Genomic DNA, 25,637 nt, shown 5'->3' with positions numbered 1-25,637 from the left:
CTGGCAGGGTTCAGTGCCAATATTTGTTAGAGTTCATTACGGGAAGGCATCTAACGTTGTGACCTAATTTCGTTCCTTAGTCATCGCTAGTGAAAAAACTTCTAAATTCTCCAGGTTTCAATAATTACCTTACATAGCAAATAAAAATCACTAAAGTCATCATCTCCGATTCTGAGAGCGACATTCGATCAAACGCTTATCAATAAGTGAATACTTATTATTATTATTGTCACTTTATGGAAAAATAATGATGAAAATAACCTTCGATTAGAAAGGTCGGTCTAAAATAAAGTAAATGATTGATTAGTAAATATGCGGTGCTGCAATGCAATAAGAAAACATCACTCATGAGGTGTGACATCTGGGGTAAAACATGGCTCTTTTCTTGTCTCGTATAACAATTATTCAAATTAGCGTAATGCTTTTAACGAGTTATACCAGTTTTGCTGCAGATGATACCCCTCTAAAAAGTCGCGCGAATGCCGTTCTTTCTCTGATGAGCTACACGGTGGTACCGGATGTCACCGCAAGTGACCTCAATATCGGTGCTGACACCAAAGAAAAAAACTCGCTTTCAATTACGCAGTTTGGCGGCGGTGCAACGCTTAGTGAAGAATTTCCTCTCTATCTCGAAGGTACACTCGGTTACAGCCGTTATGATCCTCAATTTGTTGTTTCTAATGGCAATGAAAGCCGCAAAATTCCGGTTAAATGGAATAGCTTAACTGCAACTGGCGGTATTGGCTGGGATATAAAACTTCATACGGATAAGCTCGGCGGCAATTGGGTGCTGCGACCCATCGCAAATTTCACCTTAGGTACAATGGCCAGTGATCTGCGTATTGGCGCTTTTGTTCTGCAAAAAAAATTTAATGATGCAGACTACAAATTTTTGGATGGTGGCCGACTCAATGCGTATGGCTTGGGGGGATCGCTAATGCTGGATTATGAATTATTTAGCAAAGAGCAGGATATTGATGTTGAGTTGCGATATTCCTATCAAGAGCTCAATAGTTTTGGTAATAGTTCGGAGGCGGTAAGCGGAAGTGCTACTGCGCAAAATCTCGGGCTCTATTTACGTCGGCGCGCCCCAATTTCAGATTGGACGTTACTAGGAAGTCCTTTGCGCTATGTGCTTGAAGCTGCACGCACTGAATATTTGGGTGAGCAGCGTGGCCAATTAGGATTCGATAGTTTAAATTCATTAGGTGTTGGGCTCGAGCTTGATAGTAGTAAATATCCGGTTTTTATCAGTCGTACACGAATAGTGGCACGTTATATGTTTGGAAATAATACGCAGGGATATGGCGTGGGGCTTGCCATGAGTTTTTAATGAAAATTAGTATTACCATCTATAAAGGCAAAGTGCGGTAAACCTCGTCACTCACAGCGCCAGCTGAATCACCTGCACTTCACCTTCCTGCTGCGCCGGTCTAGCGCAGCAGATCAGCACTTCATCATCCGCCACTTGCGCGCTCGGAGGCGTTGGGTAAGTCACCGCGCCTTGCAGCAGTTTGGTTTTACAGCTGCCGCAATGTCCGGCGCGACAGCTGTATGCCGGACTCAGGCCTCGCGCTTCCGCCAGTTCCAGCAGCGAACCGGCATCTGGCGTCCAGCGTGCCTCTTTCAGCGAATCCATAAACTTCACCGGCACCGATTGCGTTGCTACCGGCAATAGCGGGTTTTCTTCGGCCACCACATCGCGGGAACGCTGCAGCGACGACGGGCCAAAAGCCTCGGCGTGAATGCGATCATCAGCGATATTGAAGGCGCGCAGCCCGTCGTACAGCGCTTGGGTAAACTGCGGTGGACCACACAGATAGAAGTCGTAATCGTTAAACGGCAGCACCTGCGAGAGCAGCGCCATATCAATGCGGCCTGCAAAATCGTAATCAACATCCGCTTCTGCATCCGCCGTCTGGCTCAGCACGCGTACCAGTTTCACCGCGCCCTGCGCCGCCGCCAGCAACTGGTCGAGTTCGCGCACGAAAGGGCGTTCGGCTTTGCTGCGCGCCGACTGGAACAGGAACGTGGGGCGCAGGCGCTGTTTGCGCTGTCCTTCGTATACCAGATGTCGCAGCATCGCCATCATCGGCGTGATGCCCACGCCAGCCGCCAGCAGCACCGCCGGACGCGGTTCGCTGGCATCGATAGTAAAATCACCCGCCGGCGCACGCGCTTCCAGCGTAGCCCCAATGTGAAGATGAGCGTGCAGGTAGCGCGAAACCGCGCCATCACGCTTGACGCTGATGCGGTAAAACCCATCCGACGGCGCGACCGAAAGTGTATAGGCGCGCATCAGCGGCTTTTCGCTTCCAGGCAGCTGCACGCGAATCGGCAGATGTTGACCGGCCAGATGCGGCAATAAACCCGCGCCATCATCCGGCAGTAAATGAAACGAGCGGATGGTGGCGCTCTCATCCACCACCTTCATCACCTTGAACGGGCGCCAGCGCGCTGCCAGCTCCACCGCACGCAGGCGCTGGTCGGCAGCTTGCCAGTCGCCGGTCATCAGCGAACTGGGTGCGATACCATCCGGCGGCGTGAACCAGCGCAAGGCGAGGGCAGCGCGACGACGCACGATGCGGCGCGGGCGAAACGTCCACAGCCGTTCGGCACCCTGAAAGGCGGCGATCTCTGGCGAGTCGAGAATCACTTCGGCATCGCCGCTCAGTTGCAGCGTGTCGCCGCTGGCGTAATCGACAAACAGCAATCCCGCTTTGCCATTCTGGTGAATGTTGCCGAGCGTGTTGAAGAACAGATTGCCGTTGAAGTCGGGAATGGTCAGCAGGCCATCTTCGCTGACGCGCACGAAGCCCGCTTTACCGCCGCGATGCGAGGCATCAACCTGACGTTCGGCATAGGTGGCGACGTAGAAGGTATCGGCTGCAGCGATGGTGGCGTGGGCGGCATCATCCAGCGCGCTCAGGGTTTCCACCTCTCCGCGATAAGGCTCGGCGGGATCGCGTGCATAGTGAAAATCACGTAGCTGGATATAGCGCGGGCAGTTGCCAAAACTCTGCTCCACCTGCACGCGAAAGCCACCGCCAATCGTCTGCAGCACGCCGTTCATGCGATTACGACGCCGCGTGTGCAGCTCGATGCCGAGCAGCCCAACCGGCGCGCCATCCTGCATGCCCGCCGCCGCCGGATCGCCTTGATGCGGACGCGCCTCAATATCCAGCGTGCTGGCATTCGGCGAGAAGATAAAACCGGGTTGGCCTTCCAGTAGCGTGGCCCACGCATCGCCGTGCGCATCAACGCTGCCCGCCACAATAAACGGCAGCTGTGCGTAGAAGTCTCGATGTTGATCGGGCATGTGATCGCGGATTACGCGCTGGCCGACGTCCGCCATGCGTTCCGCCACGCCCGCCTGCTGCTGCAGCGCGATTTCACCCTGATGCCAAACCGATAGTTTCTTGCTCATGATGGTGGACTCAGGCGATGCTGCGCAGGCCAGCCGCAGTTTGCGGGAAGGGCATAAAGCCCGGCAGCGCTTCGATACGACGCAACAGCGCGTTCACCGCCGGATAGCCGGAGAGATCGACATTGCCTTCTGGCGCACCGACGATATAACTGTACTGCGCAATGTCGGCGATTGTCGGGCCATCGCCGACCAGCCATTCACGGCCTTCGAGATGCTGCTCAATGCGTGACAGCACCAGATGCGCGCGGGCAATCACCTCTTCTGGATTGAACGGGCGGCCAAATACGGTAATCAAACGCGCCGCAGCCGGACCAAAGGCGATATCACCGGCTGCCACGGTGAGCCAGCGCTGTACCGCCGCCGCGCCCAGCGCATCTTCCGGCAGCCATTCGCTGCGACCGCTTTTCTTCGCCAGATAGACCAGAATGGCGTTGGAGTCGGCAATAAACACGCCGTCATCTTCCAGCACCGGCACCTGACCAAACGGATTCATGGCGAGAAATTCCGACGTTTTGTTTTCGCCAGTTTTGAGATCGACATCGATAACCTCATGCGGCAAATCCAGCAGCGACAGGAACAGACGTGCGCGGTGAGCATGGCCAGAAAGCGGGAAGTGATAGAGTTTCATATTGCGGTTCCTTAGGTGTTGCTCGGGATGATCCCGAGCCTTGCCATAAGGTTCGCACAGACAATTTAGCGGCAGAATAGCTGGGTTAGCGAAGTCATTGTTGCGAAAAATGGAAGAATCAGAGGCGGACTACTTTTTGGCTTCAACGCCAGGCGTAGCGGAGCGAATCAAATACTGTTCGGTCACGTCAGGCAAATGCGTCAAGGTCCAGTCGGCCATGGCGATTTCCTGCTCGCGAATGCGTGAGAAGATATCGGCACTTTCATGGTCGTTTAGGTGCTGTGCCGCCGCGATCAATGAGGTGTAGCTGGCGATCTCAAGGTGTTCGAAAACATTGCCGCTGATCGCGCCTTTCACCACTTCATCTTCCACCATCACGCCGCCAATCGACTGACCAAAGGCAGAGATTTTGCCGGCAATATCTTTCAATACCGACTGAGAAGTGGAGTAGCGATCGATCACGCTTTGCACCAACGTCTGATGTTCACGGGTCTCAACAATATGCTGCTCGATGCGCAGCTTCAGGTCGGGATAGTGTTCGAGGCGCGAGGCCATTTTTTCCAGCATTTTCTCGGCTTGTTTTTCCATGGCGTGGGCATCTCTCACCCAATCCAGAAAGTGTGCTTCGCTATTATTACTCATAATATGTGGTCCTGTTTAAGAGTGCGAGAATGCGGCGGTAAGCCAAATTAACGGCCCGCCGCAATAACGTTATTCGGGAGATTTATCGACGACGCGACGGCTTTTCTTCCCGCCTTTTCGCCCGGCTTCAATTGCACGTTCTGGATTATTGCGAAAATTGCCGCCACTTAATTGGCCGCCTTTTTTTCCCGCTTCGCGGGCTCTTTCCGGGTCCATGGCAAAATTGCCAGAACCGCCTCTTGGTGTTGTCATCATGAATACCTCAGATAATGGGGATAACGCATATTTCACTTACCCTTTAAGGTTAGTCGTTAAAGCCTAACGCGCATCAAGGGTTATTAGGATTTATCTTATCTGTGTTGATATTGTTCAGGTATTTTTCTTCGGCAAGGAGGGTAAATTAAGAGGGTGATAATTATTTTTTCGTGACCATTATTTATTGAAAATAAATTTACGCTTCGAATTTAAAATATTTACTCTTCAATGTGATGAAATGAATCAATATTCCTGATTTTTGTTTTTTTTACTTAAGGTTTGATTAACATTCTCATCATTAGCCATTATCTCAAAATGGATATAAAAAATATAAATCCTTATATAAGGGTGATTATTTTTAGCGAAGCGCATAGATTAATGTTTTTAACGTTAATCTATGCGCGAATATTATTTTACCAGCACTTGCGCACCGGCATTTTTTTCCAGCCTCAACACGTCAAAGAGTGACAGTAGCACCAACAACGCCACACCGGCGAAGGCGATATGAATATCGCTCTGCGCGATTTCGCTATGTTCCTGCCACAACATCGATGCGCGCAAGAACAGCGCCGCCAGCGCAATGCCCGCGCTCATGCTGAACTGGAAGAAGATGCTGAACACCACTGAGGCATCGCTCATTTTGTTTTGCGGTACATCGGCAAAGCCCAGGCTGTTGTAGCAGCTGAACTGCAGCGAGCGCGACAGCCCGCCGATAAACAGAATCGCGGCGATGGCGAAGTAACCCAGCGACGGCTTGAGCAGCAAGCAGCCGAGCATCGCCACCAAACTGATTACGCCATTGATCATCAACACGCGACGGAAGCCCCAGCGTTTCATCAGCCAGGTTGTCGCCGGTTTCATCGCCAGATTACCGGCAAATACCCACAACACCATCGCACCGGCCTGCGCCGCGCTCCAGCCAAAGCCCAGCTGAAACAGCAACGGCAGCAAATAGGGCACGGCATTGATCGAAGCGCGGAAGAAGGAGCCGCCAATGACCGCATTGCGGAAAGTGGCAATTTTCATCGCGCTAAACGGCAGCAGCGGCTGCGGATGTTGGAAGCTGTGGCGATACGCCAGCCAGCTGCACCACACGCCCAGCAGCAACAACGGAATACCAAAATTGAGATGCATCTGCCCGAGCGCTTCCAGCGCAATAATCAAAGAGGTGCAGGCGGTGGCGGTCAGCGCAAAGCCGCGCACGTCAAACGGCCGCCGCTGTTCGGCTTTGAACTGGGGCACCAGATAAGCAGTGGCGATGATGGCAAGGATGCCGAGCGGAATATTGAGCCAGAAAATCCACGGCCAATGGCCGTATGTGACAATCAAACCGCCCAGCGGCGGGCCGAGCACCGGCGCAATCAAACCCGGCCAGGTAATAAAGGCGATGGTTTTCACCATCTCCTTTTTTTCGGTGACGCGCAGCACCACCATGCGACCGACCGGCACCATCATCGCGCCGCCAATACCTTGCAAAATACGGCTCAGCGTGAACATCGCCAGCGTTTCGCTGAAGCCACACAAAATTGAGGCGAGGGTGAAAATCAGGATGGCGCTGGCAAACACGGTTCGCGCGCCAAAGCGCTCCGCCAGCCAGCCGCTCATCGGAATAAATACTGCCACCGCCAGTAAATAGGCGCTGACGCCAATGTTCAGCGCCACCGGGCTGGAGGCGAAATCGCGCGCCATCTGCGGAAGCGCGGTGGTGATCACCGTGGCATCAAGGTTTTCCATAAAGAAGGTTACTGCGACCAATAATGCTAACAGCAGGGTGCGATAGGAATTCGGTTTGGCTTCTCTGCCTGAGTCGATCATGCGTGGACCTGCGAAAACAGAAGGATGCAAAGACTTTTAATGAAAAGCGCGGCAGGTGCAAACCGAATTGTTTAGCAAAATGTTGATGCCGTCGTAGGGCCGCCATTCATGGCGACCACAACCATACGCACGTGGTTAAATCAGACGGCCTCAGCCACGCTAGCTTTGGCCTCAATAAACGCCACCACCGCTTTCGTCACTTCTGCGGTATTCGCCGTGCCGCCAACATCCGGTGTCAGAATGCCCTGCGCGCAGACATATTCAATCCCTTGCATAATCAGCGCCGCCGCGTCGCGCTCGCCGAGGTGCTCCAGCATCTGCACCGCTGTCCAGAACGTGGCGATGGGATTGGCGATGCCTTTGCCGGTGATATCGAACGCCGAGCCGTGAATCGGTTCAAACATCGACGGGAAGCGACGTTCAGGATCAATATTAGCGGTAGGCGCAACGCCTAAACTGCCCGCCAGCGCACCGGCCAGATCTGACAGAATATCGGCGTGCAGGTTGGTGGCGACGATGGTATCAAGGCTCTGCGGATGCAGCGTCATGCGATGCGTCATCGCATCTACCAGCATTTTGTCCCACTGCACGTCCGGGAACTCATGCGCAACTTCGGCGGCAATCTCATCCCACATCACCATACCGTGACGCTGGGCGTTGGATTTGGTCACCACCGTCAGCAGCTTGCGCGGACGCGACTGCGCCAGTTTGAAGGCATAACGCATAATGCGCGTCACGCCAACGCGGGTGAAAATCGCCACTTCGGTGCCAACTTCCTCCGGCAAACCACGATGCGCGCGGCCGCCGTTACCGGAATATTCGCCTTCTGAATTTTCTCGCACAATCACCCAATCGAGATCGCCGGGGCCGCGATTGCGCAGCGGTGAGGTGACGCCCGGCAGAATTTTGGTGGGACGCACGTTGGCGTACTGGTCAAAGCCCTGACAAATCGGCAAACGCAAACCCCACAAGGTGATGTGATCCGGCACGTCGGGCGCACCGACCGCGCCAAAGTAAATCGCATCAAACGTCTTCAGCGTTTGCAGGCCATCTTCCGGCATCATCATGCCGTGTTGCTTGTAGTAATCCGAGCCCCAGTCAAACGTCTGCACGTTGAACTTGAGCTGCGGATCGTGACGCGTCAACGCGTGCAGCACTTCCACGCCAGCAGAGATCACTTCCGGGCCAATACCATCCGCAGGAATCGCGGCAATCGAATAGTTACGCATGTTGTTTCTCCAGATCAATGAGTATGAGGATAGGGGATTTTCGCCGTTTGCGGTCGGTTACCGCTGGTGGCGAGCAGCAGAACCACAATGGCCGACAGCGCCAGCAGTCCCGCCACGAAATAGAGGCCCCACGTATAGCTGCCGGTTTGCTGGCGGATCACGCCAATCATCATCGGGCCGACAAAGCCGCCAAGGTTGCCGATGGAGTTGATAGTGGCGATGCCCGCCGCCGCCGCCGGACCGCTCAGGAACAAGGTCGGCATGCTCCACAGCGGCGGTTTTGAGGCGCTGATGCCGACGGTGACCAGCGTCAGGGCGATAATCACGGTGAACAGCGTGCTGACGTTACCGGCATAAATCAGGCCAGCCGCCGCCAGCAAACAGGCACCAATCACATGCCAGCTACGCTCTTTGGTGCGGTCGGAGTGGCGCGCCCACAGGATCATGGCGATCACGCCGATCACCGCCGGGAAGGCATTAAGGAAACCGATCTCCATCGAGGATGCGCCGAAGCTGCGGATGATCTGCGGCGACCAGATGCCGAGCGTGTACAAACCCGCTGACGTACCGAAGTAAACCAGCGCCAGCGCTAACACCCGTTTATCCATCAATCCGCGCCATGCGCTGCTGTGGCTATTTTTGACGGCGCGCGCCTGCTCTTCGGCCTGCATGGTGGTTTCCAGCCACGCACGCTCCTCATCGGTCAGCCATTTGGCTTTTGCCGGGCGGTCGGTGAGGTAAAACAGCACCACGAAGCCGAACAGCAGCGCCGGAACCGCCTCCAGCACAAACATCCATTGCCAACCGGCGTAGCCCAGCAGGCCGTGCATCTGCAGCAGGGCGGCGGAGAGGGGCGATCCCAGCGCGGTGGAAAGCGGCGCGGCAGCCATAAAGATGGCGGTAACCTGCGCCCGTTTCGCCGCCGGGAACCAGTAGCTGAGATAAAGGATGATGCCGGGGAAGAATCCGGCTTCCGCCACGCCCAGCAGAAAGCGCAACACGTAAAAGCTGGTGGTGCCCTGCACAAAAGCCATGCAGCCGGAAACCAATCCCCAGCTGATCATCACGCGCGCAATCCAGATGCGGGCGCCGACTTTATGCAGAATTAAATTCGACGGCACTTCAAACAGAAAATAACCGAGGAAAAATATTCCGGCGCCAAAGCCAAATACCGTGGGCGAGAAACCTAAATCCTGATTCATGGTTAATGCAGCAAAACCAATATTGACGCGATCGAGAAAAGCGATGAAGTAGAGCAGCATGATGAAGGGCACAATGCGTAACGTCACTTTACGCATCACCCTTTTTTCGAGGTGAGAGTTCATATTAAAGTGCTCCAGATTGTGTAGGGTGGTGTTATTTTTTTGTAATCGAGTTCAGTATGCAGTTTTGCTTTGGCTTATCATCAGATGTGGATTATATAAACTATTTGCATAATCAACGGGTGAGGGGAATGTGGATATAAATCAATTGCGTTGCTTTGTTGCGGTGGGTAAAGAACTGCATTTTGGCCGCGCCGCACAAAAGATGGAAATGATGCCTGCGTCACTTTCTCGCTTCATTCGTTTACTTGAAGAGGACCTTGGCGTGCGTCTGTTAAATCGTTCGACGCGTAATGTTTCATTAACCGCCGAAGGCGCACTCTTTTTTGACGACGCCAGCAAATTAATCGATCAATTTGATGCGCTGGCTAAACGTTTTAAAGTGGGATTAAAAGATGAACGTCGCACATTACGTATTGGCGCAATTGATAGTGCCGCGCGTGGATTAGTTCCGGCGTTACTTAATTTATTTGTTCCGCTGCATCCGCACAGCGATATTCATATTATTGAAGACAAGACCATTAATTTAATGCCGAAATTAAAGTCGGGCTGGCTGGATATGATTTTTATTCGCGAGCCGCAAAGTATTGATGCGACATTAGCAGTGCGCTTTATTACCCGCGAAAGCTGCGTGCTGGCGGTGCCAATCCAGCATGCGCTGGCGCAGCGCGAACGCGTGGCGGTGGCCGATTTTCAGCATGAAGCGATGATCATTCCCGATCGCCGCACACGCCCGCACAGTCACGATCTCACCATGAGCCTGTTTAAACTGGCGGGATTCACGCCGCACATCGCGCAGTTTGCTGAAGAGAAGCAAACCATTCTGAGCCTGGTTTCTGCCGGGCTGGGATTGGCGGTGGTGCCCGCTTCCTATCGCACCATGAACAGCGACAGCGTCAGTTATATTGCGCTGGATCTGCCGGAAAAGATTAAAGGTTTGCCGCTGAGCATTGCCTGGCAGAAGGGCAACGAAGATCGTTTTCTACTGGATATGCTGCGTTTGCTGCATGAGCATCAGCGTGAGCTGACGGCGAAGTTGTGATCGCTGGCCCTCACCCTAACCCTCTCCCATAAATGGGAGAGGGAACTGTCTGCTGCGGGGTGGCATATTCTCCCACCTAATTGTTCCCTCTCCCGCCTGCGGGAGAGGGCTAGGGTGAGGGACAACGCGCACTTTCCCCCTGTGGCTAATTCCCACGACTCTCTCTATGATGAAAACTTTCCCGCACCAATGTCGGGACTGATCAATGAGTTAGGGAAAAATCGCGCGATGACCATTTTAAACGACCTGGATTTGCGGCAGCTGGAAGCCTTCTCGGCGGTGATCTCTGCCGGTAGCGTCACCGCGGCGGCGAAGGCGCTCAATCGCTCGCAGCCGGCGGTGTCGCGTTTGATTCAGGAGCTGGAGCAATCGCTGGGTTATCCGCTGTTTATCCGCAACGGGCCGCGTATTCATCCCTCGGAAGAGGCGCTGCAGCTGCATCAATACGTGCAGAAAGCGCTGCTCTCATTGCAGCAGATTCGCCTGCGTGCGCAGGAGATCGCCCATCAACAACATCGTCCGCTGAGCATTGCCGCCACGCCTGCACTGGCGGCGGGTTTGCTGCCGCAGGCGCTGGCCGCGCTCAATTTGCAGAACAAAGTGCAGATCATCAGTGAATCCGCAGTGCAGACGGCGCATGCGGTGATCACTGCCGAAGCCGATCTCGGTTTATGCAGTTTGCCGCTGGAGCATCACGCGGTGGAGCTGCACTGGATTGGGCAATCGCAGTGCGTGGTGGCGCTGCCGGAGAACGATGAGCTGGCGGCGCAATCTCAACTGTCGTTGAGCAGCCTGGCGGGACGGCGATTGATTGCGCCGTGGAGCCCGCAGCGGCTGCGCGGACGCTACGAAAAAGCGCTGAGAAAGGTCAAAACGCCGCTGCACGAAACCATCGAAACCAACTCCTCCGCCAATATTCTCGGCTGTGTGCGCGCCGGGCTGGGCGTGGCGATCCTCGAACCGGTCACCGCATGGGGCATGCCGCTGGCCGGTGTGGCGATTCGTCCGCTGGAGGAGGATATTCCTTATTATTTTGGCGTGATTACGCCGCAGGGGCGCCAGATTTCTGCTGCTGCGCAGGCACTGGTTGAGGCTTTGGCAGATGCTGCCGCCACTCTGTTGCCGGGTTTTGAGCGTCTGCCCGCCAGCGAGCATCCGCGTATTATGCGACTGATTAATCAGGATTAAAGTTTGTGCGGTCATCAGCAAGGTCGCCATGAATGGCGACCCTACGTATGACCATCAAATCCGCTTATAACATTTTCGGCATAAGATATAAGAAATCCATTGGTCAAAAGCTGAGCGAGATTATTGACTCTGTTTTGGGGCAAGAGGATTATGCAAAGCCTTAGTTCTTACTATGTGTTTTGGTGATTATTACCCATTAACTATGTGTTATTAGGATAATGAAAATGCACAATCACTAACATGCTTTAGTGGTTTCGTCCGCACTCTGGCTGCCGCTTATTTCTGGGAAAACGTGTATGACTTATGCCGCCGATGGCCTTGCCGTGCTGGAAGCTCAGCTTCAGCAGGATCTGGAATATCTTGAACTGCCCGCGAAATCCTGGGTGCCCGAGCGCACGCAGGACGGCGCGCCGGTGCGTGACGTGGTGGTGATCGGCGCGGGCATGTGCGGGCTGGCGGCAGTGGCGAAATTGCAGTTCACCGGCATCAGCAATGTGGTGGCGTATGACGCCGCACCCGCCGGGCTGGAAGGTCCGTGGGTGACCTTTGCGCGCATGGAAACGCTGCGTTCACCGAAATCCCTGCACGGCCCGGCGCTTGGTATGGCGCAACTGACGTTTCGCGCGTGGTTCACCGCGCAATGGGGCAAAGCAGCCTGGCAAGCGCTGGATAAAATTCCTAAAGCGCAGTGGATGGATTACCTGATTTGGTATCGCAAGGTGCTGAATCTGCCGGTGCGCAACAATGTGCGCGTCAACAACATTGCCTTTGCCGATGATCTGATTGCTCTCGATCTCAGCGGTGCCGAAACCGGCCGCATTTACACCCGCCGTTTGGTGCTGGCTACCGGACGTTCTGGCCTTGGCGGTTTCGCCGTGCCGGATTTCCTGCAAGGTGTTAGCCGCCAGTTCTGGGCGCACTCCGCCGAAGACATTGATTTCTCAGCCCTAAAAGGCAAACGCATTGCGGTGATTGGCGCGGGCGCATCATCGATGGATAACGCCGCCACCGCGCTGGAACACGGTGCGGGCGCGGTGGATCTGCTGATTCGTCGTAAGCAGATGCCGCGCATCAACAAAATGACCGGCATCGGCAGTCAGGGCGTGGTGCACGGCATGCATCAGCTGCCGGACGCGTGGAAGTGGAAGTTTGTCGATTACACCGCCACCACGCAAACGCCGCCGCCGCGCTCCTCAACGCTGCGCGTGTCGCGTCATGCCAATGCGCGCTTCTTGCTTGATTGCGGCATCAAAGCGGTGAAAGAAGAAGCCGATGGCCTGCTGATCGAAACCACACAAGGCTCGCTGCGCTACGACTACCTGATTGCTGCGACCGGCTTTAGCAACGATTTCCACGGCCGCCCGGAGTTTGCCGCCATCGCACCGCATATCCGCAGTTGGCGTGATGGACGCTATCAACCAGAAATGGGCGCGCCGCGTCCCGGTTTGCTGGAAGCGCCGGATCTCGGCCCCGCTTTTGAATTCCGCGAACTGACGCCAGGCGCATGTCCGCTGTTGGCGCACATTCACTGCTTCAACGATGCGGCGATGCTGACGCACGGCAAAGTCTCCGGCGATATTCCGGCGGTGAGCGCCGGTGCCGATCGTCTGGTGCGCGGCATCACCGCTTCGCTGTTTGCCGAAGACGTCGAGCAGCATTACGCCAACTTACAGGCTTTTGATACCCCTGAATTGCAGGGTGATGAATGGGTGGATTCCACGCCCTTACTCAACCAGGAGAACGCGCAGTGAGTGACGCAATTGATCGCGCAGTTGGCTTAAACGCTGAAGATGCGCTGTATGGCACGCGCCGCCTGCGCCCGGAATTTGTTGACGGCGCGGAACAGTGCCGCATATCGGTGCTGGCACCAAACGACGATCAGGGCTTAGCGCCGGATGTGCGTTTGGCGCTGGCGCAGCGTATGGCACAGCTCAATCATGATGCCGCGCTGCAACAGGACTATCAGGCGCAGCTGGCGACGTTGCAGCCTTCGGATAATTTGCTGGCGCTGGCGGCAGGCGCAAGCGATCTGCCAGAACCGCTGGCGACGATTGCGCGCCACGCCGATCTCGTTACCCAGCAGCCGATGAACGCCACCGAGCAGCACATTCGCTTGCTGGAGCAGGCCGGACTGAGCAATCCGCAGATTGTGGCGCTCTCCGAACTGATCGCTTTTGTTAACTTCCAGACGCGCGTCGCGGCCGGATTACGTTTGTTGAGGTCTGCATGATTCCGTCGGTTAATCTCAAGCCACTGCATTGGCACCCGTATATCGCGCCGGTTGAGGTGGCAGATGCCACGCCCGCGCAGCTCGATGCGATGAAAGTGACGCCATCCAACAAGAATATCTCCGAATATGTGCGCACGTTAGCGCACGATCCCGACAGCTACGTAGCGCGTACCGTGCTGTTCAACGCCATTATGTATGTCGGTGGCGGGCTGGATCGTGCGGATCGTGAACTCGGCGCGCTGGGCGCGTCGATCGTCAACGGCTGCAAATATTGCGCGGTGGTACACGCGCGTCGCCATGCGCAGCTGGCCGAGAGTGATGCGGTGGTGAGCGCCATCTACTTTGATCGTGCGGATGTGCTCGGCGAGCGTGATGCGGCGATCTACCGTTTTGCCCGTCGCCTGTCGGTGACGCCGTCCGCAGCCAGCGCCGAGGATATGGCGGCACTGCGCGCGGTCGGCATGAACGATCAGGAGATTGTCGATCTGATCCACGCCATCGCCATTTTTGGCTGGGCCAACCGTCTGATGCATGTGCTTGGCCATGCTGACCTGAACAAATAAGGGCTGCTGCATGTTAGAACTCAACGATATTACGCTCGCTTACGGCAGCACGCCGATCCTGAAAGGTGTCGATCTGTCGGTGAAACGCGGCGATGTGGTGTCGATCATCGGGCCAAGCGGCACCGGTAAAACCACGCTGCTGCGCTGCATTAACTATCTGGCGAAACCGGCTTCGGGCACCATTCAGCTCGATCAGATCCGCATGGATTATCAGTCACCGGATAAAGCGGCGATCCAGGCGATCCGCCTGCGCACCGCGATGGTGTTCCAGCAGTTCAACGTGTTCAAAAACATGACGGTGCTGGAAAACGTGATGGATCCGCTGATCGTCATTCAACGCAAAAGCAAGCAGCAAGCGCGCGATATCGCCGTGCAGGAGCTGGATCGCGTGGGATTGGGTGCCAAGCTGGATCACTATCCGTCGCAGCTTTCCGGCGGCCAGCTGCAGCGTACCGGCATCGCCCGTGCGCTGGCGGTGCGACCTGATGTGATGCTGTTTGATGAACCGACCTCATCGCTCGATCCAGAGCTGGTGGGCGAGGTGCTGAAAGTGATTAAAGATGTGGCGTCCTCCGGCATTACCTCGCTGCTGGTGACGCACGAAATGCAATTTGCCAAAAGCATCTCGAACCGCATCGTCTTTATGGATCAGGGCGTGGTGGCCGCGCAGGGCAGCCCGACCGAGATGTTCGATAATCCAACCCTGCCGCGACTTGCTCAGTTCCTCAATTCAGAACGTGTATTCTAATAATTAAAGGAATCAACGACATGCCTGCAATCAAAACCACCTTACGTCGCCTGGCCGCGCCTGGCATCATCGCGCTGGCACTGATCAGCGGTAACAGCTTCGCCGACGCGGTGCGCACCATCAAAATTGCCACCGCAGCGGAATCTAAACCGCTGTCGTGGGGCGCGATTGGTCACGAGCCGCAGGGCTACGAGCCGGACGTGCTGAAAGCCATCAACGCCAAACTGCCGCAGTACAAATTTGTGATGGAAGGTGCGGCGGATATCGCCCAGGAAACCGGCCTTGCCACCGGCAAATATGACATGGCGACCGGCGGTTACTACAAAGCGCCAACGCGCAGCAAACAGTTCCTGATCCCGGATGCGCCAATCGGTGCCAGCCTGATGAAGATCTACAGCCGCAGCGATAGCACCATCAACAGCATGAAAGATCTGGTCGGCAAGAACATCGTACCGGTCACCGCTGGCGGCGGCGTGTACAAATTCGTGACCCAGTGGCAGCAGGAAAACCCGAACGACAAGGTTGAGATCAAAGCCTCGAGCGCTGGCGTGCCTTATCCGGATCGTCTGAAAGAGGTGCAGCGTGGCAAATATGATGCGCTGATTCTGCCTTCGAACCTCGGCGAGCAAACGGTGATCGACAACCAGAAACTGGCGATCAAAGCCAGCGAGCCGGTGGCCATCAACAACACTTACGTGCTGATTCATCGTTCCGCCGAGAACCAGGCGCTGAATGATGACATCAACAAAACGCTGCAGCAGCTGAAAGCCGACGGCACGCTGGATAAGCTGGCGCAGAAGTGGTTTGGCGAAGACGTCACGAAGTACATGAAATAAGGATTCATTAAAGCTGCGCCCGGCGCTGAGCCGGGCGCAGCTTCATTGTTAGCAGGAGTGTTTCACCGTGAATCTGACTTCGATGATTCCCGAGCTGCTCTCGGCACTGCCGTTGACGCTTGGCATAATGTTTGTCGCGATGATCGTCGGGTTCTTCCTGGCGCTAATCGCCACCGTATTCCGCGTGCGCCGCATCCCGGTCATCAGCCAGTGTGTCGATTTGTACGTCTCGTACGCGCGCAGCGTGCCGGTGGTGCTACAGCTGTTTGTCGCTTTTTATGGCTTGCCGCTGGTGGCCGAGCAGTTTGGCTTCAGCGATTTTGTCACCGCCAATATCGCGGCGATGATTGGCCTGAGCCTGTATCACGGCGGTTATCTGTCGGAAGTGATGCGCCCGGCGTTTCTCGCCGTGGAGAACGGCCAGCATGACGCCGCCGACAGCATGGGCTACAGCTTCCGCCAGAAAATGCTGCGCATTGTCGGTCCGCAAGCGGTCCACTATGCGCTGCCGGGCTACGGCAATGCGATTATCTATCTGATTCATAACGTGGCGCTGGTGATGTACATCGGTGCGGCAGATGTGATGGCGACGGCGCATCTGATCATGGAACGCGACTACAACCAATATCAGTTCGGCACTTATCTGGTGCTGGCGGTGCTCTATTCGCTGCTGTGCGGCGTGGCCTGGTTGATTATCCGTTTCTTCGAACAACGTCACGCGAAGTACAGCTCGAAAACCGCTGCACGCGTCAAATTCACCAGCGTCTGATAAGGGAGAGAAACCATGTTTGATCTTGAGGTTTTGCTGCCGGACTTCTGGAGCATTCTCGATGCGGTGCCGGTGACGCTGCTGATGGCGGTGACGGTGTTTATCTGCTCGACGCTGCTCGGCGGGCTGTTTGCCTTTATTGAACATCGCCGCATTCCAGTGCTGCGCCAGTTGGTGATCGCGTACAAGATTGCCTTCAAAGGCGTGCCGATGGTGGTGGTGATTTTCCTCGCCTATTACGGTTTGCCGCCGGCGCTGGACTTCGTCGCCACACTAATTGGCGTGAAAGTGAATGCGCACTCACTGCCGAATTGGGTGATCATCATCGTCGCCTTGAGTGCCTGCGTCGCGGCGTTTCAGGCGGAAGTGTGGAAGGGCGCACTTAACTCGTTTGATAGCGGACAATCGGATGCGGCGCTGTCGCTGGGTTACAGCGGCGGTCAGCTGTTCCGCCGCGTGATGTTCCCGCAGATTATCGTGGCGGCGATTCCCGATCTGGCCAACGCCTTTATGGTGATCATGAAAGCGTTGTCGCTGGCGTTTGCCATTGAAGTGGTGGATATCTTTGCCCAGGCGCAGCTGACGGCGGCGCTGAATTTCTATTACCTCGAAGCCTTCCTGGTGGCGGTGGTGTTTTACATGGTGATTGCCTATGTGGTGACCAAGATCGCCGACAAAATCGAGGCGAGGATGCGGGTGCGGACGTAAAGCCAGGTCGCCATGAATGGCGACCCTACGAAACCCTGTAAGGTGCGCATTCATGCGCACCTTTTTTTATGCTCGCTATAAACTTTCATTCTGCAAGTCACTTGCAAAATGAAAGTCACTCTGCAACAGTATCCGCCATCATACCGATGTCGGATACCCAGTCATGAAAAACCAACCGCTCAACAACATGCCTTGTCCCATCGCGCGCAGCCTTGGGCGCATTGGCGATGGCTGGAGCATGCTGATCATGCGCGACGCGCTGGCCGGTTTTACCCGCTTTGATGAATTCCAGAAAAGCAGCGGCGTGGCGCCCAACATCTTGTCGCGGCGGCTGAAAGCGCTGGTGGACGATGGTTTGCTGGAGAAGGTGTGTTACAGCACCAGCCCGGCACGCTTTGAATATCACCTGACGGCTGTAGGCCGCGATTTTCGCGGCGTGATTCTGGCGCTCGCCGAATGGGGCAGCACCCATTTCTCGCCGGAAGGTCGTCAGATGCAGCTGGTGGAAACCGCCACGCAGCGTCCGGTGAAGATGCAACTGGTTGATAGCGAAAACGGACAGCCGCTGACGCTGGATAAATATCAGATGGTGCCCGGCCCGGCAGCGGAGCCGATGATGCACTATCGCCATGATTATCTGCAGAAAAAACGCGCTGGAGATAGCACCCAAAAATTTGCGCCGCCGGCGCTGCAATCATCACGCTGACGTGCAACGAGCACCTGCAGATTAAGGAGTTAAAGATGAAACGAATTGTCATTACCGGCATGGGGCTGGTATCGCCGCTGGGATGCGGCACGGAAGCGGTTTGGCAGGCGCTGCTGGCGGGAAAATCGGGCATCAGCGCCTTGCCAGCGGAAATGGTGCAAGACATCGCCTGCAAAGTGGCGGGACAGGTGCCGACGCTGGAGCAGGATGCGCTGCACGGTTTCAATCCCGACGGCATTATTGCCGCCAAAGATCGTAAGAAGATGGATCGCTTTATTGAGTTCGCGCTGGTGGCCGCGCATGAAGCGCTGACGCAAGCTAACTGGTTCCCACAGGACAACGTGCAACAGCAGCGCACCGCCACGGTAATCGCCACCGGCATCGGCGGGTTTAACGAGATCGCTAACGCGGTAGAAACCACCGCCGTGCGTGGGCCGCGCCGTCTGTCGCCGTTTACCATTCCTTCGTTCCTCGCCAATCTGGCGGCCGGACACGTTTCGATTGCGCACGGTTTTCGTGGGCCGATTGGCGCGCCGGTGACGGCTTGCGCGGCGGGTGCGCAGGCGATTGGTGATGCGGCACGAATGATTCGCAGCGGCGAAGCGGATATCGCGCTGTGCGGCGGCACTGAAGCGGCGATCCATCGCGTGAGCCTGGCCGGATTTGCGGCGGCGAAAGCAATGTCGGGCGGCTTTAACGATCGTCCCGAGCAGGCTTCGCGTCCGTTCGATCGCGACCGCGACGGCTTTGTAATGGGCGAGGGCGCGGGATTGCTGGTGATTGAATCGCTGGAACATGCGCAGGCGCGCGGCGCGACACCGCTGGCGGAGCTGGTGGGCTACGGCACCAGCGCGGATGCTTACCATCTCACCGCCGGTCCGGAAAATGGTGAGGGCGCGCGTCGGGCGATGGAAACCGCGCTGGCGCAGGCGGGTATTACCGCGCGCGAGGTGCAGCATATCAATGCGCATGCCACGTCGACGCCGGTTGGCGACAAGGGCGAGTTGGCCGCAATTAGCGCGCTGTTCGCTGGCAGCAAGGTGGCGATTACCTCCACCAAATCGGCCACCGGACATTTGCTTGGTGCGGCGGGCGGCGTGGAAGCGATCTTCTCGATTCTGGCGCTGCGCAATCAGGTTGCACCGCCGACGCTCAATCTGCAGCATCCGGATGAAGCGGCTGCTGGCCTGAATTTGGTGGCGCTGAAACCACAGCCGACGGCGATGACCTATGCGCTTTCCAACGGTTTTGGCTTTGGCGGCGTGAATGCCAGTTTGTTGTTTAAAGCCTGGCAATAGGTTTCCTATAATGGACCGACGATAGCGCGCAGGAATCGCCCCTTTGAGCACTGAAAATGAAACCCAGCAGCTGGCGGAAGAGCTCCGTAAGATGGTCAGTCATTTGGTACGTAACGTCCGCGTCAGCACCGCGACCGTGCGCACCTCGCAATATGAAACCTTAGATCTGCTCGACAGCCATGACGCGCTTTCTATCGCCGATCTCGCGAGGCTGCGCGGCGTGAAGCATCAAAGCATGCGATTAGTGATTAACGAACTCGAGGCGCAAGATTTGGTGCTGAGACAAAAAAGCGCGCAGGACGCGCGGGCGCAGGTGATTGTGCTGAGCGATCAGGCGCGCGCTGCGTTGGCGGCCGCACGTCAACAGCGTGCCGACTGGCTTGCGGCGCGCATCAATCAAACACTCGACCAGCAGGATCGCGACGATCTGCAAAAAGGGCTGGCTGCGTTACGCAAACTGCTTTAACTGCGTCATCACCGCCGCCAGCGTGTTCATGCCCCAATGTTCCGCGTATTTTCCCTCTTCAATTCGCACCATATCGATCACCGCGATCGTTACAGGTAAACCGGTGGGCGCGATGCCCATCAGCGATCCGCTGTGAACGCCGGTTATTGTTTTGCGCGTGGTGACCCAATCGCGCTCGGCGATTTGATCTTCAATGTGCACCTGAAGATGGGAGAAAGCAGGGCGCAGGATCTGATCGAAGGTGTACCAAAGACTTTCGCGATCGCTGGGCGCGCCGGCTGGCGCTGAGCGGTTAATGAAGTTTTCGCCGACGAGTTGATCGAAAGCCTGGCGATCGCCTTCGGCAATCACCTGCTGATTGAATCGACGCACAACGGCTTTGTTATGTTCTGACATGGTGAGTCCCCGCTGAATATGTACAGTTTAACTGTATATATTTAACGGCAAGTGGGAAGGGGGAGTTTGATAGCTTGTGCGGTGAAGGCTGCTGCGCGTTGATGCCCTCACCCCGGCCCTCTCCCACGGGGAGAGGGAGCAAAAAATCCCCTCTCCCGCTTGCGGGAGAGGGCTAGGGTGAGGGACAAAGCGCACTCAACTCAGCGCTTACTCAGCGCTTCCCACAATCCCAGCAGATAGGTGGTGCCCAGCGCGCGGTCGTACAAACCGTAGCCCGGACGACCGGTTTCACCCCAGATAAAGCGACCGTGATCCGAGCGGATGTAACCATCGAAGCCGTTGTCATGCATCGACTGCAGCACTTTATACATATCCAGCGAACCGTATTCCGTTGGGTGCGCGCACTCGTAGAAATCTTTGTCCTGAATAATCTTGATATTACGTACATGGGCAAACGGAATGCGTTTGCGGCGCGAGAATTCAGCCAGAATGGCGTACACATCATTACCCGGATCTTCGGCAATCGATCCGGTACACAGCGTGATGCCGTTGGCCTCAGAATCGACCACGTTACAGATCCAGTCGAGATCGTCGCGGTTCTTCACCACGCGCGGCAGGCCGAAGATCGAATACGGTGGATCGTCCGGGTGGATCGCCATCTTCACGCCCACTTCTTCACATACCGGGATCACCGCTTTCAGAAAGTAAGCGAGGTTTTCGCGTAGTTTCGCGTCATCCACATCTTTATACTGGGCAAACAGATCCTGCACTTTTGCCAGACGTTCCGGTTCCCAGCCCGGCAGGGCGAAACCATTGGAGTTGCCGAGCACTTCCTGCACCACCTCGTCGAGGCTCTTATCGATGCCTTTCTTCTCGAACGCCATGGTGAGCGAGCCATCCGGCAGCACGTAGTTCATGTCGGTCTTCATCCAGTCGAATACCGGCATGAAGTTGTAGCAAATCACCTTCACGCCAACCTCGGCCAGGTTGCGGATGCTCTGCTTATAATTTTCGATATATCGATCGCGGCTCGGCAAACCGATTTTGATGTCGTCGTGAATATTGACGCTTTCGATCACTTCCACGGTTAGCCCGGCGGCATGCACCTGCTCAACCAGCGCGTTAATCTTCTCTTTCGGCCAGGTTTCGCCCACTGGCACGTCATACAGCGCGCCCACTACGCCGCGCACGCCCGGCACCTGACGAATATATTCCAGCGAAACCTTATCTTCTTTCGGACCAAACCAACGCATTGTCAGTTGCATACTGTCATCCACCGTTATCGTATCTGTGATGACTGGTAAACTACCATTCTAGTAAACATCATGACAGTGTGATGCGGCGAATAAGCCTTGATCCGCGTCACAGAACACAATTTAAGCATTATGGTTCAGCACAATTCCGCTGAAATGCTCTTTGTATTTAAATAATTCAAGATCGGATCGCAGACCCAATTTGCGCAAGGCTGTCTGTTTTTGCCCGCTGATGGTTTTACGACTGCGTGCATATTTGCCGGCGATTTGCGTGATGCTTAATCCATCCAGATAGCAGCGAATCACTTCGATCTCGCGAGGGCTCAATTCGCGCAGTAACAGCGTAATGTCATCGCCCATCTCTCGTGGCAGCAGATAATCGTGCATCTCTTTGTCGCTTTCCTTGAATTTGTCCATCTCCAGCAGCATGTCTGCCGTGAGGAAAAGTTTGTTGCGGCACACCTGATGTAGCGCTTTGATCAACACTTCCTGATCTTCGCTTTTACCAACAAAACCCTGCACACCGGCTTTCAACAACAGCTGCACAATCGCCGGTTTTTCGACAGCGGAAGAGATGAGGATTTTAAGTTGCGGATAGCGCATTCGCAGCTGTTTCACCATCTGTAAGCCATCCAGTTCATCATCGCCGAGGATGTAATCCAGCACTAACACATCCACAGCATTGCGCTGCAGGAAAGTCATCAACTGTTGGCGCTGCGCGAAAGCGCCGACCAACGCCAACTCGGGCTCTTGCGCTAATCGATACTGAATCGCTTTACCAATCAGCGGGTGATCATCTAATACGGCAACTTGCCAAATGGCGCTATCTTTCATGGGTTCACCTCATTAATGGGGGTATTTTCGAGTGCGTTCTGGAACAGTTTTTCCAATTCAGCGACAGCAGCGATCACGCCTGGCAATTGTTGCGCTAAGCATGCACCATCTTGTTGCTCTGCAGCTTGCTCCGCCGCAAGGCAACTGCGTTGTAATGCCTCGGCGCGCAGCAATTTTGCGCTGCCCAGCAGTTGATGTGCCGCATGGCGCGCGCTGGCGAAATTCGTCTCCGCTACAGCCTGCTGCAACTGAGCCAGATCGCGTGCATTTTGCTGTCGGGCTGTTGCCACCAGATCGCACCAGGCTTGCGGATCGTTGGCGGCCAGGTTTTCCAGCGTGAGTAACGTGTCAGAACGTATCTGGTTGGTTGGCGCTCCGGTTAACACTTTAAGCAGCTGCGTGCGCTCCAGCGGTTTAAACAGACAACCATCCATACCTGCTTGTGTGGCAAGCTGCGCGACACGCTCTTCCGCCATCGCCGTCAGGCCATAAATCGGTACTGCGCGGCGATTGAGTAATTTCTCTTCGATGCGAAGCTGGCGGGTAAATTCGAAGCCATCCATGCCGGGCATATTGCAATCGGTAATGACACGATCAATCTCGTGTTCTCGCCACAGCGTCAGCGCCGTTTCACCACCATCAGCCACCAGAACGTGGTGTCCGGCATAGCGCAATTGCTGTGCAAGCAACAGACGATTGGTGGCGTTATCGTCAACAATGAGCATGCGTAACGAAATCTGTGCCAGCTCCTCCAGCGGCTGATGCTGGCTTTCGGTCTCCAGCACAGCGGCAGGTTGGGCAGTGAAGCGCAGCATAAATACGCTGCCGGCATCGGGCTCGCTCTCAACGTGCAGTTCGGTTCCCAACATCACCGCCAAACGGCGACAAATATTGAGACCTAGCCCGGTGCCGCTAACGCGATTAGTACTTTGTTCAACCTGAATAAAGGGGTCGAAAATGGCTTTCTGCTGTTCAGGCGTCAGGCCAATGCCGCTGTCACACACTTCCAATACGTATTCGGGCTTACTGGGATCGGCCTGATACAACGCCACCTCGACTTCACCCTGAGCGGTGAACTTGATGGCGTTACTCACTAAATTGGCGAGAATTTGCTTTAACGCCACCGGATCAAACAGCACGCAGTCCTGATCAATTTCCAGCATCACATTGAGCGATAGCCCTTTGTTATGTGCTACCTGACGGAACAGTGCTTCGGTATCGTGCACCACGTCACTCAGCGACATCGGTACATGACGAATGCTGAAATGACCGGATTCGATTTTTGCCAGGTCGAGAATATCGCCTACCAGCGAGAGTAACGAGCGTGAGGATTCCCACGCCAAATCGATATTCTTCTGGCGCTGCGGTTCGTCGCTTTGACCCAGGTGTTCGATTTCCAGCAGGCCAATCAGCGCCGCCAGCGGCGTGCGAATTTCGTGGCTCATATGTGAAAGGAAAGTACTTTTGGCCTCGCTTGAGCGCAGCGCCGCGCGCTTGGCTTTACGCACATCCTCCAGTAGCGTTTCGATGTAATGCAGCTGGCTGCTTATTTCGCGCTCATGCTGACGCTGCTTCGATAGTGACGACTTCAGTAAATGATTACGCCATAAGAAGAACAACAGGCATATGCCAGCCACGCCGATAATACGTAGCACGTAACTGCGATAGCTCTGCCAGGACGTGCTGGTGGCGGGCGGCGTGTACTTGATCCAGCGTTCCATCAGCGACTGCATGGTGGGCTGGGGAATATCGGATAACGCTTTATTCAGGATCGCGTTCAGATGTTCATCAGCAACGTTGGTTGCTATCGCCATGCGAAACATCGGCAACGGCGCGACAAAAGCCACTTTGAAGCGATCGTTGAAGTGGTTATTCAGCAAATACTGCGCGGATTCATAGGGCACGATAAAGCCATCAACCTGCTTATCCTGCAGCTGTCCGAGTGAATCAATAGAAACGGCATTTTCATTAAAATCGATTTCAGGCCAGCGACGGCGTAAATCGAAGCGATAGTATGAGCGCTCGTAGATGCCAATACGCTTGCCCGCCATCTCATCGAAACTGCGCCAGTTACTGTCGCTGCGCGTCATCACCACCCACGGCGAATAGAGGTATGAACGCGTGTATTGAATCTGAGGATTCTGTTTTGACGCGCCGTCACTCACGACAATCAGAGAATTACGTTGACTCACCAGCGCATCACGCATGGCACTTAATCTGTGTATCTCATTGTAATGAAAGCGGATCCCGGTGCGCTGCGAGATAAGATTTAGTAGATCAACGCTTAATCCGGCGACGCGCTGTTTGCCATCCAGAAAAGTGAAAGGCAGATGTGTAGGATCGTAATGCACCGTGATATCGCGGTGCTGCTCCAACCAGTTGGCTTCCGCTTCAGTAAGATCCAGCGGATGGTTTTTCACCACCGACTGATAATCCAGCCCCCACGCTTCGGCGATCTGTACGGCGTTGCGCAGAGGAATGTTTTTGAGGATTTCATTGATGGCATCAATGAGCGATGAGTTATCGGCGCGGGTGGCAAAGCGTGCATCGACATCATTAATGTAAGGCGTACTATGCCCTTCAATGATGTTCTGCAAGCCGCGCTGTGACAGATAGCGTTGTGTGGCGGAGTTACTCCAGAACACGGTGTTTTCGTTAAATGCGGTATCCGTATACGCCCAAAGCGGCGGTGAGGCAGGCTCCAGGATCGCTTTGGGATAGCGTTTATGCAGCAACGCCTTGAGTTCGTCGTCACCGTAGTACATCAGGCGATAGTGACGGTCGTTTAACTGACGATCAAATTTTGCCTGGCGACGGCTGATTAACACGCTCTGCGCCAGCGAATAGGGCGTACTCAGCGCCAGTTTGCTCTCGTGATTGGCGGCCTGCGGATAGTAAGGGATTAAATCTACTTGTTTGTTACTGAGCGCGTTAACCAGTTCAATACGGGTCTTATAACGCTTTACTTCCACGGGGCGATTCAGCGTTTTCGCGATGATAGCCAGATAATCGGCGGATAAACCTTCAAAGGTATTTTCTTCGAATTCAACCGAGTAGGGGGGTAACGTGTGGCTCCACACGCCAACGCGCAGCACTGGATGGCGTTGTAGCCAGCGATGGCTTTCAACATCCAAAGTCACTTCGGGGGAAACCAGTCCATAACGCGGCGTGAATTTTAGAGTGGTGGCACTCCATGCCGACAGGCAAAACCCCAACAGAAACATCATGCTTAGAATGCGTTTGCCCACGAGTTGATTCTCAGTTTTCATTGTTGCAGTCAGG

24 protein-coding genes are annotated in these 25,637 nt (G+C 55.2%); 13 read left to right on the top strand and 11 right to left on the bottom strand.

The features are described 5' to 3' along the window. Window positions 1–418 precede the first annotated feature (418 nt). Window positions 419–1,333, top strand: coding sequence for a hypothetical protein (locus tag AC6I8A_RS16325; protein WP_479490390.1), 915 nt, complete (start codon window positions 419–421; stop codon window positions 1,331–1,333). A 51-nt stretch (window positions 1,334–1,384) separates the two neighbouring features. On the opposite strand, the gene AC6I8A_RS16320 is transcribed toward AC6I8A_RS16325, so the two are convergent. From AC6I8A_RS16320 to AC6I8A_RS16290, 7 genes are all read right to left on the bottom strand, one after another. Beyond that, window positions 1,385–3,427 carry a 2Fe-2S iron-sulfur cluster-binding protein gene (locus tag AC6I8A_RS16320; RefSeq protein WP_497818782.1) on the bottom strand — a complete coding sequence of 681 codons (2,043 nt, stop codon included), beginning with the start codon at window positions 3,425–3,427 and terminating at the stop codon, window positions 1,385–1,387. A 10-nt stretch (window positions 3,428–3,437) separates the two neighbouring features. After that, a complete protein-coding gene (locus AC6I8A_RS16315; RefSeq protein WP_256697385.1) occupies window positions 3,438–4,055 on the bottom strand; it encodes a glutathione S-transferase family protein in 618 nt (205 codons plus the stop codon). A 129-nt stretch (window positions 4,056–4,184) separates the two neighbouring features. Further along, complete coding sequence (locus AC6I8A_RS16310) at window positions 4,185–4,697, bottom strand: ferritin-like domain-containing protein (protein ID WP_265299114.1); 513 nt, start codon at window positions 4,695–4,697, stop codon at window positions 4,185–4,187. Window positions 4,698–4,766: 69 nt separating this feature from the next. After that, a complete protein-coding gene (locus AC6I8A_RS16305) occupies window positions 4,767–4,949 on the bottom strand; it encodes a con-10 family general stress protein (RefSeq protein WP_007893075.1) in 183 nt (60 codons plus the stop codon). A 411-nt stretch (window positions 4,950–5,360) separates the two neighbouring features. Then, complete coding sequence (locus AC6I8A_RS16300) at window positions 5,361–6,767, bottom strand: MFS transporter (protein WP_256697381.1); 1,407 nt, start codon at window positions 6,765–6,767, stop codon at window positions 5,361–5,363. A 140-nt stretch (window positions 6,768–6,907) separates the two neighbouring features. Continuing rightward, the gene (locus AC6I8A_RS16295) at window positions 6,908–7,996 is read right to left on the bottom strand and encodes a tartrate dehydrogenase (RefSeq protein ID WP_256697379.1); all 1,089 of its coding nucleotides are present in this window, start codon (window positions 7,994–7,996) and stop codon (window positions 6,908–6,910) included. A 14-nt stretch (window positions 7,997–8,010) separates the two neighbouring features. Further along, complete coding sequence (locus AC6I8A_RS16290) at window positions 8,011–9,321, bottom strand: MFS transporter (protein ID WP_497818781.1); 1,311 nt, start codon at window positions 9,319–9,321, stop codon at window positions 8,011–8,013. 130 nt (window positions 9,322–9,451) lie between these two features. On the opposite strand from AC6I8A_RS16290, the gene AC6I8A_RS16285 reads away from it, so the two are divergent. From AC6I8A_RS16285 to AC6I8A_RS16230, 12 genes are all read left to right on the top strand, one after another. Then, complete coding sequence (locus AC6I8A_RS16285; RefSeq protein ID WP_265299123.1) at window positions 9,452–10,360, top strand: LysR family transcriptional regulator; 909 nt, start codon at window positions 9,452–9,454, stop codon at window positions 10,358–10,360. Window positions 10,361–10,588: 228 nt separating this feature from the next. Further along, the gene (locus tag AC6I8A_RS16280; protein WP_293794412.1) at window positions 10,589–11,548 is read left to right on the top strand and encodes a LysR family transcriptional regulator; all 960 of its coding nucleotides are present in this window, start codon (window positions 10,589–10,591) and stop codon (window positions 11,546–11,548) included. A gap of 296 nt (window positions 11,549–11,844) precedes the next feature. Beyond that, a complete protein-coding gene (locus tag AC6I8A_RS16275) occupies window positions 11,845–13,299 on the top strand; it encodes an NAD(P)-binding domain-containing protein (RefSeq protein ID WP_497818780.1) in 1,455 nt (484 codons plus the stop codon). Then, window positions 13,296–13,778: a CMD domain-containing protein gene (locus AC6I8A_RS16270; RefSeq protein WP_497818779.1), complete on the top strand. Its 483-nt coding sequence runs from the start codon at window positions 13,296–13,298 to the stop codon at window positions 13,776–13,778. Before AC6I8A_RS16275 ends, AC6I8A_RS16270 begins: the two co-directional genes overlap by 4 nt. Beyond that, entirely contained in the window at window positions 13,775–14,341 is a 567-nt protein-coding gene (locus tag AC6I8A_RS16265; protein ID WP_497818778.1) for a peroxidase-related enzyme, read from the top strand. The genes AC6I8A_RS16270 and AC6I8A_RS16265 overlap by 4 nt, the downstream gene beginning before the upstream one ends. A 10-nt stretch (window positions 14,342–14,351) precedes the next feature. Further along, window positions 14,352–15,089: an amino acid ABC transporter ATP-binding protein gene (locus tag AC6I8A_RS16260; RefSeq protein ID WP_265299132.1), complete on the top strand. Its 738-nt coding sequence runs from the start codon at window positions 14,352–14,354 to the stop codon at window positions 15,087–15,089. A 20-nt stretch (window positions 15,090–15,109) separates the two neighbouring features. Further along, window positions 15,110–15,925, top strand: a complete 816-nt coding sequence (locus AC6I8A_RS16255) for a transporter substrate-binding domain-containing protein (RefSeq protein WP_256697371.1) — start codon at window positions 15,110–15,112, stop codon at window positions 15,923–15,925. Between the two features lie 82 nt (window positions 15,926–16,007). Further along, entirely contained in the window at window positions 16,008–16,694 is a 687-nt protein-coding gene (locus tag AC6I8A_RS16250; RefSeq protein ID WP_293794437.1) for an amino acid ABC transporter permease, read from the top strand. A 15-nt stretch (window positions 16,695–16,709) separates the two neighbouring features. Continuing rightward, window positions 16,710–17,402: an amino acid ABC transporter permease gene (locus AC6I8A_RS16245; RefSeq protein WP_497818777.1), complete on the top strand. Its 693-nt coding sequence runs from the start codon at window positions 16,710–16,712 to the stop codon at window positions 17,400–17,402. Window positions 17,403–17,565: 163 nt separating this feature from the next. Beyond that, a complete protein-coding gene (locus AC6I8A_RS16240; protein WP_312179254.1) occupies window positions 17,566–18,108 on the top strand; it encodes a winged helix-turn-helix transcriptional regulator in 543 nt (180 codons plus the stop codon). Between the two features lie 35 nt (window positions 18,109–18,143). After that, window positions 18,144–19,406, top strand: coding sequence for a beta-ketoacyl-ACP synthase II (gene fabF, locus AC6I8A_RS16235; RefSeq protein ID WP_312179256.1), 1,263 nt, complete (start codon window positions 18,144–18,146; stop codon window positions 19,404–19,406). Window positions 19,407–19,449: 43 nt separating this feature from the next. Further along, window positions 19,450–19,872: a MarR family winged helix-turn-helix transcriptional regulator gene (locus AC6I8A_RS16230; protein ID WP_265299140.1), complete on the top strand. Its 423-nt coding sequence runs from the start codon at window positions 19,450–19,452 to the stop codon at window positions 19,870–19,872. On the opposite strand, the gene AC6I8A_RS16225 is transcribed toward AC6I8A_RS16230, so the two are convergent. From AC6I8A_RS16225 to AC6I8A_RS16210, 4 genes are all read right to left on the bottom strand, one after another. Next, complete coding sequence (locus AC6I8A_RS16225; protein WP_265299143.1) at window positions 19,855–20,268, bottom strand: ester cyclase; 414 nt, start codon at window positions 20,266–20,268, stop codon at window positions 19,855–19,857. The two genes, AC6I8A_RS16230 and AC6I8A_RS16225, sit on opposite strands and share 18 nt — an antisense overlap. 200 nt (window positions 20,269–20,468) lie before the next feature. Continuing rightward, window positions 20,469–21,533 (bottom strand): mannonate dehydratase, encoded by a 1,065-nt coding sequence (gene uxuA / locus AC6I8A_RS16220; RefSeq protein WP_497818776.1) that lies wholly within the window; start codon window positions 21,531–21,533, stop codon window positions 20,469–20,471. Window positions 21,534–21,644: 111 nt separating this feature from the next. After that, complete coding sequence (locus AC6I8A_RS16215; RefSeq protein WP_256697364.1) at window positions 21,645–22,355, bottom strand: response regulator; 711 nt, start codon at window positions 22,353–22,355, stop codon at window positions 21,645–21,647. Then, on the bottom strand, window positions 22,352–25,624 hold the full coding sequence (locus AC6I8A_RS16210; RefSeq protein WP_497818775.1) for a transporter substrate-binding domain-containing protein: 3,273 nt from the start codon (window positions 25,622–25,624) through the stop codon (window positions 22,352–22,354). Before AC6I8A_RS16210 ends, AC6I8A_RS16215 begins: the two co-directional genes overlap by 4 nt. Window positions 25,625–25,637 lie beyond the last annotated feature (13 nt).

It is taken from the genome of Pantoea sp. X-Soil-ISGK-275 (genome assembly GCF_059730795.1).
The sequence above is the reverse complement of the archived record's forward strand: the minus strand, read 5'-3'. Positions and strand labels throughout refer to the sequence as shown.

Excerpts from the sequence above, each read along its gene's own strand:
- AC6I8A_RS16265 (WP_497818778.1), top strand. The coding sequence starts at position 13,775 with ATGATTCCGTCGGTTAATCTCAAGCCACTGCATTGGCACCCGTATATC.
- AC6I8A_RS16225 (WP_265299143.1), bottom strand. The coding sequence starts at position 20,268 with ATGTCAGAACATAACAAAGCCGTTGTGCGTCGATTCAATCAGCAGGTG.
- AC6I8A_RS16305 (WP_007893075.1), bottom strand. The coding sequence starts at position 4,949 with ATGACAACACCAAGAGGCGGTTCTGGCAATTTTGCCATGGACCCGGAA.
- AC6I8A_RS16310 (WP_265299114.1), bottom strand. The coding sequence starts at position 4,697 with ATGAGTAATAATAGCGAAGCACACTTTCTGGATTGGGTGAGAGATGCC.
- AC6I8A_RS16250 (WP_293794437.1), top strand. The coding sequence starts at position 16,008 with ATGATTCCCGAGCTGCTCTCGGCACTGCCGTTGACGCTTGGCATAATG.
- AC6I8A_RS16275 (WP_497818780.1), top strand. The coding sequence starts at position 11,845 with ATGACTTATGCCGCCGATGGCCTTGCCGTGCTGGAAGCTCAGCTTCAG.
- uxuA (WP_497818776.1), bottom strand. The coding sequence starts at position 21,533 with ATGCAACTGACAATGCGTTGGTTTGGTCCGAAAGAAGATAAGGTTTCG.
- AC6I8A_RS16325 (WP_479490390.1), top strand. The coding sequence starts at position 419 with ATGCTTTTAACGAGTTATACCAGTTTTGCTGCAGATGATACCCCTCTA.
- fabF (WP_312179256.1), top strand. The coding sequence starts at position 18,144 with ATGAAACGAATTGTCATTACCGGCATGGGGCTGGTATCGCCGCTGGGA.
- AC6I8A_RS16215 (WP_256697364.1), bottom strand. The coding sequence starts at position 22,355 with ATGAAAGATAGCGCCATTTGGCAAGTTGCCGTATTAGATGATCACCCG.
- AC6I8A_RS16245 (WP_497818777.1), top strand. The coding sequence starts at position 16,710 with ATGTTTGATCTTGAGGTTTTGCTGCCGGACTTCTGGAGCATTCTCGAT.
- AC6I8A_RS16320 (WP_497818782.1), bottom strand. The coding sequence starts at position 3,427 with ATGAGCAAGAAACTATCGGTTTGGCATCAGGGTGAAATCGCGCTGCAG.
- AC6I8A_RS16300 (WP_256697381.1), bottom strand. The coding sequence starts at position 6,767 with ATGATCGACTCAGGCAGAGAAGCCAAACCGAATTCCTATCGCACCCTG.
- AC6I8A_RS16290 (WP_497818781.1), bottom strand. The coding sequence starts at position 9,321 with ATGAACTCTCACCTCGAAAAAAGGGTGATGCGTAAAGTGACGTTACGC.
- AC6I8A_RS16315 (WP_256697385.1), bottom strand. The coding sequence starts at position 4,055 with ATGAAACTCTATCACTTCCCGCTTTCTGGCCATGCTCACCGCGCACGT.
- AC6I8A_RS16260 (WP_265299132.1), top strand. The coding sequence starts at position 14,352 with ATGTTAGAACTCAACGATATTACGCTCGCTTACGGCAGCACGCCGATC.
- AC6I8A_RS16295 (WP_256697379.1), bottom strand. The coding sequence starts at position 7,996 with ATGCGTAACTATTCGATTGCCGCGATTCCTGCGGATGGTATTGGCCCG.
- AC6I8A_RS16210 (WP_497818775.1), bottom strand. The coding sequence starts at position 25,624 with ATGAAAACTGAGAATCAACTCGTGGGCAAACGCATTCTAAGCATGATG.
- AC6I8A_RS16240 (WP_312179254.1), top strand. The coding sequence starts at position 17,566 with ATGAAAAACCAACCGCTCAACAACATGCCTTGTCCCATCGCGCGCAGC.
- AC6I8A_RS16255 (WP_256697371.1), top strand. The coding sequence starts at position 15,110 with ATGCCTGCAATCAAAACCACCTTACGTCGCCTGGCCGCGCCTGGCATC.
- AC6I8A_RS16280 (WP_293794412.1), top strand. The coding sequence starts at position 10,589 with ATGACCATTTTAAACGACCTGGATTTGCGGCAGCTGGAAGCCTTCTCG.